We start from the raw sequence: 8,747 nt of genomic DNA, 5'->3' as shown, positions 1-8,747 counted from the left end.
CCCCCCGCCCCCCGACCACCACCTATATTGGTAGAATTCGGACAACGGTCGCGCTGCGCGCGTCGGAGGTTGAAATCATGACCATGTCTACCACGCTGGCGAGATGCCTGAGCAAGAAGCAGAGCCAGTTCGACACCGTTCGGCACCCCTACAGCCTCAGCAGCATGGCCACTGCGCAGGCCGCACACATTCCCGGAGACCGATTGGCCAAGACCGTCCTGCTGGAAGACGGCAGCGGCTACGTCGCAGTCGTGATTCCGTCGACTCACCACCTGAAACTGTCGGAGATCTGCGAGCAGACCGGCCGCAAGCTGTCGCTGGCGCATGAGGATGGCGTGCGCGAGGTGTTCCGCGACTGCGACCATGGCGCGATCCCGCCGGTTGGCATGGCGTACGGCACGCAGACCTGGCTCGACGACAGCCTGCTCACGCACCCCGACGTCTATTTCGAGGCGGGCGACCACCAGGAACTGGTGCACATGAGCACCGAGCAGTTCCTCGACCTGATGGCCGACGCGCGGCGCGGGCATTTTGCGCACAGGATGATGTAGGGTCCTGCCCTGGCAGGCCACGCGGCCGGCGCTTGCCGGCCGCTTTTCTTTTGCGTTGGCGATCGCTTCACCAGGCCGCTCACGCGCGGATGGCAAAAAGCTGCCGCCGCCGGCCACGCTGACCGGCGAAGGATCCTGGTTCAATCGCGGACCCGGCCCCGTCAGGCGAATGACAGCCCTGACGGGGCCCAGCCACCGCTCAAGCGACCTCGAACCGGTCGAGGTTCATCACCTTGACCCAGGCGGCGACGAAGTCCCGGACAAATTTCTCCTGCGCGTCCTCGCTTGCGTAGACCTCGCAAAGCGCCCGCAACTGGGCATGCGAACCGAACACCAGGTCGACCCGGGTACCAGTCCACTTCTTCGCACCGGTCTTGCGGTCACGCCCCTCGAACACTTCCCGGGCTTCCGACAGCGGCTTCCATTCCGTGCTCATGTCGAGCAGGTTGCGGAAGAAGTCGTTGGTCAGCGTTTCCGGCCGGTCGGTGAAGACGCCGTGCGCATCCTGCCCGGTATGGACGTTCAGCACGCGCAGCCCGCCCACCAGCACCGTCATCTCGGGCGCGGTCAGGGTCAGCAATTGCGCCTTGTCGATCAGCAGTGCCTCCGCCGGGATGCTGTACTTCTGCTTGAGGAAGTTGCGGAAGCCGTCCGCCTTCGGCTCGAGCGCGCCGACCGACTGCACGTCGGTCTGTTCCTGCGACGCATCCATGCGTCCCGGCGTGAACGGCACGGTCACGCGATGGCCGGCCTTCTGCGCCGCCTGCTCGATCCCGGCACCACCGGCCAGCACGATCAGGTCGGCGAGCGAGATCTTCTTGCCGCCGGACTGCGCACCATTGAACTCGGCCTGGATCCCTTCGAGCACCTTCAGCACCTTGGCCAGCTGCTCGGGTTCGTTGGCGGCCCAGTCCTTCTGCGGCGCCAGGCGGATGCGCGCGCCATTGGCGCCACCACGCTTGTCCGAACCGCGGAAGCTGGATGCCGAGGCCCAGGCGGTCTGCACCAGTTGCGAGACCGGCAGCCCTGACGCCAGGATCTTCTGCTTGAGCGCGGCGATGTCCTGCTCATTGACCAGCGGATGGTCAACCGCCGGGATGGGATCCTGCCAGATCAGCTCTTCGGCCGGCACTTCCGGGCCGAGGTAGCGCGCGCGCGGGCCCATGTCGCGGTGGGTCAGCTTGAACCAGGCGCGGGCAAAGGCATCGGCGAGCTGGTCAGGATGCTCCAGGAAGCGCCGCGAGATCTTCTCGTAAACCGGGTCCAGACGCAGCGAGAGATCCGTGGTCAGCATCGTTGGCCGCAGCTTCTTCGAGGGATCGTAAGCGTGCGGGATGGTTTCCCCACCATCCTTGGCCACCCACTGGTTGGCGCCTGCGGGACTCTTGGTCAGTTCCCATTCGTGGCGGAACAGGTTTTCCAGATAGCTATTGCCCCACTTCGTCGGCGTATTGCTCCAGGTCACCTCCAGCCCGCTGGTGATGGTGTCGGCGCCCTTGCCGGTGCCATAGGCGCTTGACCATCCCAGGCCCTGGTTTTCAAGGTCGGCGCCTTCGGGCTCGGCCCCGATGTTGTCCCCGGCGGGACCGGCACCGTGCGTCTTGCCGAAGGCATGCCCGCCGGCAATCAGCGCGACAGTCTCCTCGTCGTCCATGGCCATGCGCGCAAAGGTTTCGCGGATATCGTGCGCCGCGGCGAGCGGGTCGGGGTTGCCTTCCGGGCCTTCCGGGTTCACATAGATCAGGCCCATCTGTACGGCGGCCAGCGGGTTCTCCAGGTTGCGTTCCTGGTCGGTGCGGCTGGCCTCGGCGCCATGCATTTCCTCGTCGGCGACGATCACGCCCTCGTCGTCGTACTGGCCGGCGGCACCCTTGCCGTAGCGAAAGTCACCGCCCAGCCAGGTCTTTTCATTGCCCCAGTACACATCCAGGTCCGGCTCCCAGGTGTCTTCGCGGCCACCGCCGAAGCCGAAGGTCTTGAAGCCCATGGTCTCGAGCGCGACGTTGCCGCTCAGGATCATCAGGTCGGCCCAGGAGATCTTCTGGCCGTACTTCTGCTTGATCGGCCATAGCAGGCGGCGCGCCTTGTCCAGGCTGACGTTGTCCGGCCAGCTGTTGATCGGCGCGAAACGCTGCTGGCCGCGCCCACCGCCCCCACGGCCATCGCCAATGCGGTACGTGCCGGCACTATGCCAGGCCATGCGGATGAGCAGCGGGCCGTAGTGGCCGAAGTCCGCCGGCCACCAGTCCTGCGATTGAGTCATCAGCGCCGCCAGGTCCTTCTTCACCGCCGCCAGGTCGAGGCTCTTGAAGGCTTGCGCATAGTTGAAGTCCGCGCCCAGCGGGTTGGACTTGCTGGAATGCTGGCTGAGCAGGTCCAGGCGCAGCTGCTTTGGCCACCAGTCGCGGTTGGTCGTACCGCCGCCAGCGGTATGGGTGACGGGACACTTTGCTTCGTTTGACATGCGTTCTCTCCTTGTGGGACGTACTGAACACACCTGCAGCGATGGCGCGGGGGCGTTGTTGCATCAACGACCCCGCTCCGGCGGATCTTGCGGATCCACGCCGGGAATCTCCTTCAAAAGCGTGCCGGCTGATTTCTGCCGGTGCGCTGGGCATGCTCCGACGCGCCAGGTCGGGCGCCGCCCCATGGCAATGCGGCCGCGTCAGCGGCAGTCCGCAACCCAAATATATGCACAGCTGAGCGCCAGGAGAATGCGTTTCTGACTATCCTCCCGATAGACCCCGGTTATGGCGTGGACGCAACCCGCACTAGGCGCCAAACAGTTCGCTGCAGGCCGCCCGTACCGCCGCGGTCACCTGCCCGCGTCCGTGGTCGCGCCGTTCCAGCATGCCGATGTGACGCATCACCGGCTCGCCGTTGACCAGCAGCGGCAGGATGCGCAGCGCCTCGTCGTCGCGCCAGCGCGCGCGGCGCAGCAGCGGCACCACGGTCACGCCGACCTCCTGCCGCACCAGCTCCACCAGCGCCTCGATCGCGTTCAGCTCCAGGAACTCGTTGACCTTCAGGTGGGCGCGGCGCAGCGCGCGCTCGACCAGCACGCCGGTGCGCTGGCTGCGGTCGAAGCGCAGGTAGGGATTGGAGGCAAGCGCTTCGCGCGCGTCGCGGCCCGGGCTGCCGCGTGCCGCGATCGCCACCAGCGGCTCCTGGTACAGCGGCGTCCAGCGCAGCGTGCCGGGCACGCGCGCTGCGCCCTCGACCAGGATGGCGGCATCCAGCTCGCCGGCCTCGACCTGCGCCGCCAGCTCGATCGACTTGGCGCCGATCAGGCGCACGTCGAGCGCAGGATAAGTGCGCTTCATATGCGCCACCGCATGTGACAGCCCGCCCATCACCGACACCACCGCACCCACCGCCACCGCGCCCGCCATGACTTCGTCCGAGGCCAGCGGCAGGCGCATCTCGTCATACAGCGCCAGCATGCGCCGCGCCTGCGGCAGCAGCGCGCGGCCGTCGGCATTGAGCACGGCCACGCGGCCGTTGCGGTCGAACAGTTCGCGGCGCAATTCGGTCTCCAGCGCGCGCATCTGCAGGCTGACGGCGGCCTGGGTCAGCGCCACCTGGCCGGCGGCGGCGGCAAAGGAACCGTGCTCGGCCACGGCAACGAAGGTACGGAGGAAGCGGACAGTGCTCATCAATGCACACAAAGGAAGAGTCAGGCATATGCCGCAAGGCGCGATCCTTAAGATTTCCTTGTGACATTGGAAAGAAATATTAGCTTTCTTTGTGATCGGCAGCACGGAATAATGAAGGCCGGCTCATGAATCGGGGCCAATCGCCTGACACCGGAGACAAGAATGAAATCCTGGCTGCGCCGCTTCGGCATCGGCCTTGGCTGCGGGCTTTGCCTGGCCGCCACGCCCGCACTGGCCGACACCTATCCCAGCAAGCCGATCCGCCTGATCGTGCCCTTTCCGGCCAGCGGCGCGACTGACCTGCTGGCACGCGCCATCGCGCAGAAGGTGGGCGCCAACCTGGGCCAGCAGATCGTGGTCGACAACCGCCCCGGCGCCGGCGGCGCGATCGGCTCGGACATGGCCGCCAAGGCCGCGCCCGATGGCTATACGCTGCTGATCGCCACCACCAGCACGCATTCGATCGGGCCGTATATCAACACCCGCCTGCCGTACAACACCGAGACCGACTTCACCCCGGTCAGCCAGGTGGCGACCGCCACCAACCTGCTGGTGGTGCCGAACAGCCTGCCGGCGAAGAACGTGCGCGAGCTGATCGACTACGCCAAGAAGCATCCCGGCGAACTGAACTACGCTTCCAGCGGCAACGGCACCGTGGTGCACCTGACCGCCGAGGCCTTCAAGGCGCAGGCGGGCGTGTTCATCACCCACATCCCCTACCGCGGCACCGCGCTGGCCGTGCCGGATCTGATCTCGGGCAAGGTGCAGGTGCTGTTCGACAGCATCGTGTCGGGCCTGCCGCATGTGAAGGACGGCAAGCTCAAGGCACTGGCGGTGACCAGCGCCAAGCGCTCGCCGCTGGCACCGGAAATCCCCACGGCGAGTGAGTCGGGCCTGCCCGGTTTCGAGTCAGATACCTGGTTCGGCATCTATGGCCCCAAGGGCCTGCCGGCGGATATCGTCAACCGCCTGAATGTTGAGTTCAACAAGGCCATCCAGTCGCCCGAGGTCAAGGAACGCCTGGGCAAGCTGGGCGCCGAGCCGGTCGGCGGCACGCCGGCGCAGTTCGCCGCGATGGTGAAGAAGGACAGCGCGCGCTGGGGCAAGCTGATCAAGGATCGCAAGATCACGGCAGAATAAGGGCCGCTGAGCGCCCAAGCACAAGGACACAGACAAGCATGCAGAACTTCAACTGGACCAACCCCTACCCCTCCGTACGCATCCCGCTGTTTGCGCGCAACGTGGTCTCCACCTCGCACCCGCTGGCCGCGCAGGCCGGCCTGCGCATGCTGCTCAAGGGCGGCAATGCCGTCGATGCGGCCATCGCCGCGGCCGCCGCGATCACCATCGTCGAGCCGGTGTCGTGCGGCCTGGGCAGCGATGCCTTCGCCATCCTCTGGGACGGCAAGGAACTGCACGGCCTGAACTCGTCCGGCGTGGCCCCGGCGGCGTGGAGCCCGGAGTACTTCAAGAACAAGTACGGCACCGACGCCAACGGCCTGGCCAACCGCCCGATCCGCGGCTGGGACTCGGTCACCGTGCCCGGCGTGGTCGCCGGCTGGGCCGCGCTGCATGAGCGCTTCGGCAAGCTGCCGTTCGCCGACCTGATGGAGCCGGCGATCGAGATCGCCGAGCGCGGCTATGCCGTGCCGCCGGTGGTGGCGCACAAGTGGGCCGCCGCGGTGCCTGAGCTGAAGGACCAGCCCGGCTATGCCGAGACCTTCATGCCCAATGGCCGCGCCCCCGCGGTGGGCGAGAAGTTCACCATGAAGGCTGCCGCCGAAACCCTGCGCAAGATCGGCGCGACCCGTGGCCGCGCCTACTACGAAGGCGAGATCGCCGAGCAGATTGCCGCCTTCAGCCAGCAGTGCGGCGGCGCCATGACGCTCGATGACCTGCGCAACTACCGCCCCGACTGGGTCAAGCCGATCAGCAAGTCCTACCGCGGCTACGAGCTGCACGAGATCCCGCCCAATGGCCAGGGCATCGCCGCGCTGATCGCGCTGGGCATCCTGGACCAGTTCGACATGTCGTCGATCCCGGTGGACTCGGTCGACTCGCAGCACCTGCAGATCGAGGCAATGAAGCTGGCCTTTGCCGACCTCTACCGCTACGTGGCCGACCCGCGCAGCATGGAAGTCACGCCGGAGGAAATGCTCGATGACGCGTACCTGAAGTCGCGCGCGAAGCTGATCGACATGCAGCGCGCCACGCATTTCGACTTCGGCATGCCCAAGGTGGGCGGCACCATCTACCTGACCGCCGCCGACGAGAACGGCATGATGATCTCGTTCATCCAGTCGAACTACATGGGCTTCGGCTCGGGCGTGGTGGTGCCGGGCACCGGCATCAGCCTGCAGAACCGCGGCGTGGGCTTCTCGATGGACCCGAAGTCGGCCAATGTGGTCGCGGGCGGCAAGCGTCCGTTCCACACCATCATCCCGGCCTTCCTGACCAAGGACGGCCAGCCGGTGATGAGCTTCGGCGTGATGGGCGGCGACATGCAGCCGCAGGGGCACCTGCAGACCGTGGTGCGCATGCTGGATTACAAGCAGCAGCCGCAGGCCGCGTGCTGCGCGCCGCGCTGGAAGGTCAACCGCGACTTCACGCTGGATGTGGAAGGCACCATGGACCCGGCCACGGTCGAGGGCCTGAAGGCGCGCGGCCACCAGCTCAAGTCGGTGGACGATCCGTACATGGACTTCGGCTCGGGCCAGTTCATCTGGCGCCTGTCGGACGACGCCGAGCACGGCTATGTCGCGGCCAGCGACAGCCGGCGCGATGGCCAGGCAGTGGGGTTCTGAGCCTGCTGACTCAGTTGCCTGCGCCATGAAAAACGCCCGGGTCCGCCCGGGCGTTTTTCATGGCGCGGCAGAACTGTCCGCAACTGGCCCGCCCGCGATCGGCCCAACTGTGCATGGCGTGTCCGCGCCCGCTCCGTACACTGGTGATCAACCAGCCTCCGGAGCCCCCCGCGCCATGACCACCTACGCTTTCCGCCTGCTCAACGTCTTCGCCGAATCCACCTTCGGCGGCAATCCGCTGTGCGTGTTCGACGATGCGCGCGGCATGGACGATGCCACGATGCAGGCGCTGGCGCTGCAGTTCAACCTGTCGGAAACCACCTTTATCCTGCCGTCGGAGCGTGCCAGCGCGCGGGTGCGCATCTTCACGCCGGGCTATGAGATGCGCTTCGCCGGCCATCCGGCGCTGGGCACCGCGCACGCGGTGCGCGAACTGGCCGGCACTGGCGATGCGCTGACGCTGGAGTTCCCGGCGGGCGTGGTGCCGGTGACCGCGCAGGGCGATGTCTGGACCTTCACCGCCCCTCACAACGGCAAGCCGAAGACCGCGCCGGCCGGCCTGCCCGATGCCGACATGGCCAGCCTGCTCGGCCTGCGGGAACACGACCTGCTGGTATCGCCGATGTGGGTCGACACCGGCGCCGACCAGCTGCTGGTGGCGGTGCGCAGCACCGATGCCGTGCGCCGCGCCAACCCCGACAGCGCGCGCCTGCAGATCTGGCCGCAGAGCAGCCTGGGCCGCAAGACCGCCTACGTCTTTGCCTTCGACCCGGAACGGCCCGGCCGCGTGCTGGCGCGCTACTTCTTCACCAAGCAGGGCGGCGGCGTGGCCGAGGATCCGGGCACGGGCTCGGCCTGCGCTAACCTGGGCGGCTGGCTGCTGGCCAGCGGCCACGCGCTGCCGGCCGAGTATGCGATCGACCAGGGCGAGGCGGTGGGCCGCCCCTGCCGGCTGCGCCTGGCGGTCGATGCCGAAGGCGCCATCCGCGTGGGCGGCCGCGTGCTGGAGATCGGCCGGGGTACCGTGACCGTGTAACGTCATCTGCGCTACATTGACGGTTTCGCCCCACGCCGACCCACGCCCCGCCCGCCATGACCTCGCACGCCATCACCACGCTGGCCGAGCTGGAAGCGCTCTACGCGCAACCGGCGGCCCCGTCGCTGTCCAAGGAAGTCGACTACCTGCACCCGCACTACCGCGCCTTTATCGAGGCGGCACCGTTCTGCCTGCTGTCGACGGTGGGCGAGGACTGGGCCGAATGCTCGCCGCGCGGCGATGCGCCGGGCTTTGTGCAGGTGCTGGATGAACGCACGCTGCTGCTGCCCGACCGGCGCGGCAACAACCGCATCGACAGCCTGCGCAATATCGTTGCCGATCCGCGCGTGGGGCTGCTGTTCGTGATCCCCGGCATCAACGAGACCATCCGCGTCAACGGCACCGCGCAGATCAGCGTCGACCCGGCGCTGGTCGCGCGTTGCGTGGTCGACGGCAAGGCCCCGACCACGGTGCTGGTGGTCACGGTGCAGTCAGTGTTCTTCCAGTGCGCCCGCGCGCTGATCCGCTCACGGCTGTGGGCAGCGGATGCGCAGGTGGCGCGCCAGTCGCTGCCGAGCAACGGCGAGATCCTGTCCACGCTGACCGACAACGCCATCGACGGCGCCGCCTACGACCGCGACCTGCCCGAGCGGCAGCGCACCACGCTCTACTAGGGCGTGTTCACACTAATTGGATTTAG

At 67.3% G+C, this 8,747-nt stretch carries 7 protein-coding genes; 5 read left to right on the top strand and 2 right to left on the bottom strand.

Going from position 1 to position 8,747, the window contains the following annotated elements; genetic code table 11:
- Positions 1-77 precede the first annotated feature (77 nt).
- On the top strand, positions 78-551 hold the full coding sequence (locus CF68_RS31585; RefSeq protein ID WP_035826802.1) for an aminoacyl-tRNA deacylase: 474 nt from the start codon (positions 78-80) through the stop codon (positions 549-551).
- A 199-nt stretch (positions 552-750) separates the two neighbouring features.
- Here the strand turns inward: CF68_RS31585 and katG are convergent, their stop codons facing one another.
- Together katG and CF68_RS31575 are read right to left on the bottom strand one after the other, a co-directional pair.
- Positions 751-3,015: a catalase/peroxidase HPI gene (gene katG, locus CF68_RS31580; RefSeq protein WP_035826801.1), complete on the bottom strand. Its 2,265-nt coding sequence runs from the start codon at positions 3,013-3,015 to the stop codon at positions 751-753.
- A gap of 307 nt (positions 3,016-3,322) precedes the next feature.
- On the bottom strand, positions 3,323-4,207 hold the full coding sequence (locus CF68_RS31575; RefSeq protein ID WP_035826800.1) for a LysR substrate-binding domain-containing protein: 885 nt from the start codon (positions 4,205-4,207) through the stop codon (positions 3,323-3,325).
- Positions 4,208-4,369: 162 nt separating this feature from the next.
- Here CF68_RS31575 and CF68_RS31570 point away from each other — a divergent pair, with 162 nt between their 5' ends.
- From CF68_RS31570 to CF68_RS31555, 4 genes are all read left to right on the top strand, one after another.
- Positions 4,370-5,347 carry a tripartite tricarboxylate transporter substrate binding protein gene (locus CF68_RS31570; protein ID WP_035826799.1) on the top strand — a complete coding sequence of 326 codons (978 nt, stop codon included), beginning with the start codon at positions 4,370-4,372 and terminating at the stop codon, positions 5,345-5,347.
- Positions 5,348-5,385: 38 nt separating this feature from the next.
- The gene (gene ggt, locus CF68_RS31565) at positions 5,386-7,011 is read left to right on the top strand and encodes a gamma-glutamyltransferase (protein ID WP_035826797.1); all 1,626 of its coding nucleotides are present in this window, start codon (positions 5,386-5,388) and stop codon (positions 7,009-7,011) included.
- A 175-nt stretch (positions 7,012-7,186) separates the two neighbouring features.
- Positions 7,187-8,047 carry a PhzF family phenazine biosynthesis protein gene (locus CF68_RS31560; RefSeq protein WP_035826796.1) on the top strand — a complete coding sequence of 287 codons (861 nt, stop codon included), beginning with the start codon at positions 7,187-7,189 and terminating at the stop codon, positions 8,045-8,047.
- Positions 8,048-8,103: 56 nt separating this feature from the next.
- Positions 8,104-8,721, top strand: coding sequence for a pyridoxamine 5'-phosphate oxidase family protein (locus CF68_RS31555; RefSeq protein ID WP_035826794.1), 618 nt, complete (start codon positions 8,104-8,106; stop codon positions 8,719-8,721).
- Positions 8,722-8,747: the final 26 nt, after the last annotated feature.

The sequence above is a fragment of the Cupriavidus sp. SK-4 genome (assembly GCF_000611125.1).
In the GTDB taxonomy this organism is placed as follows: Bacteria; Pseudomonadota; Gammaproteobacteria; order Burkholderiales; family Burkholderiaceae; genus Cupriavidus; species Cupriavidus necator.
The sequence above is the reverse complement of the archived record's forward strand: the minus strand, read 5'-3'. Positions and strand labels throughout refer to the sequence as shown.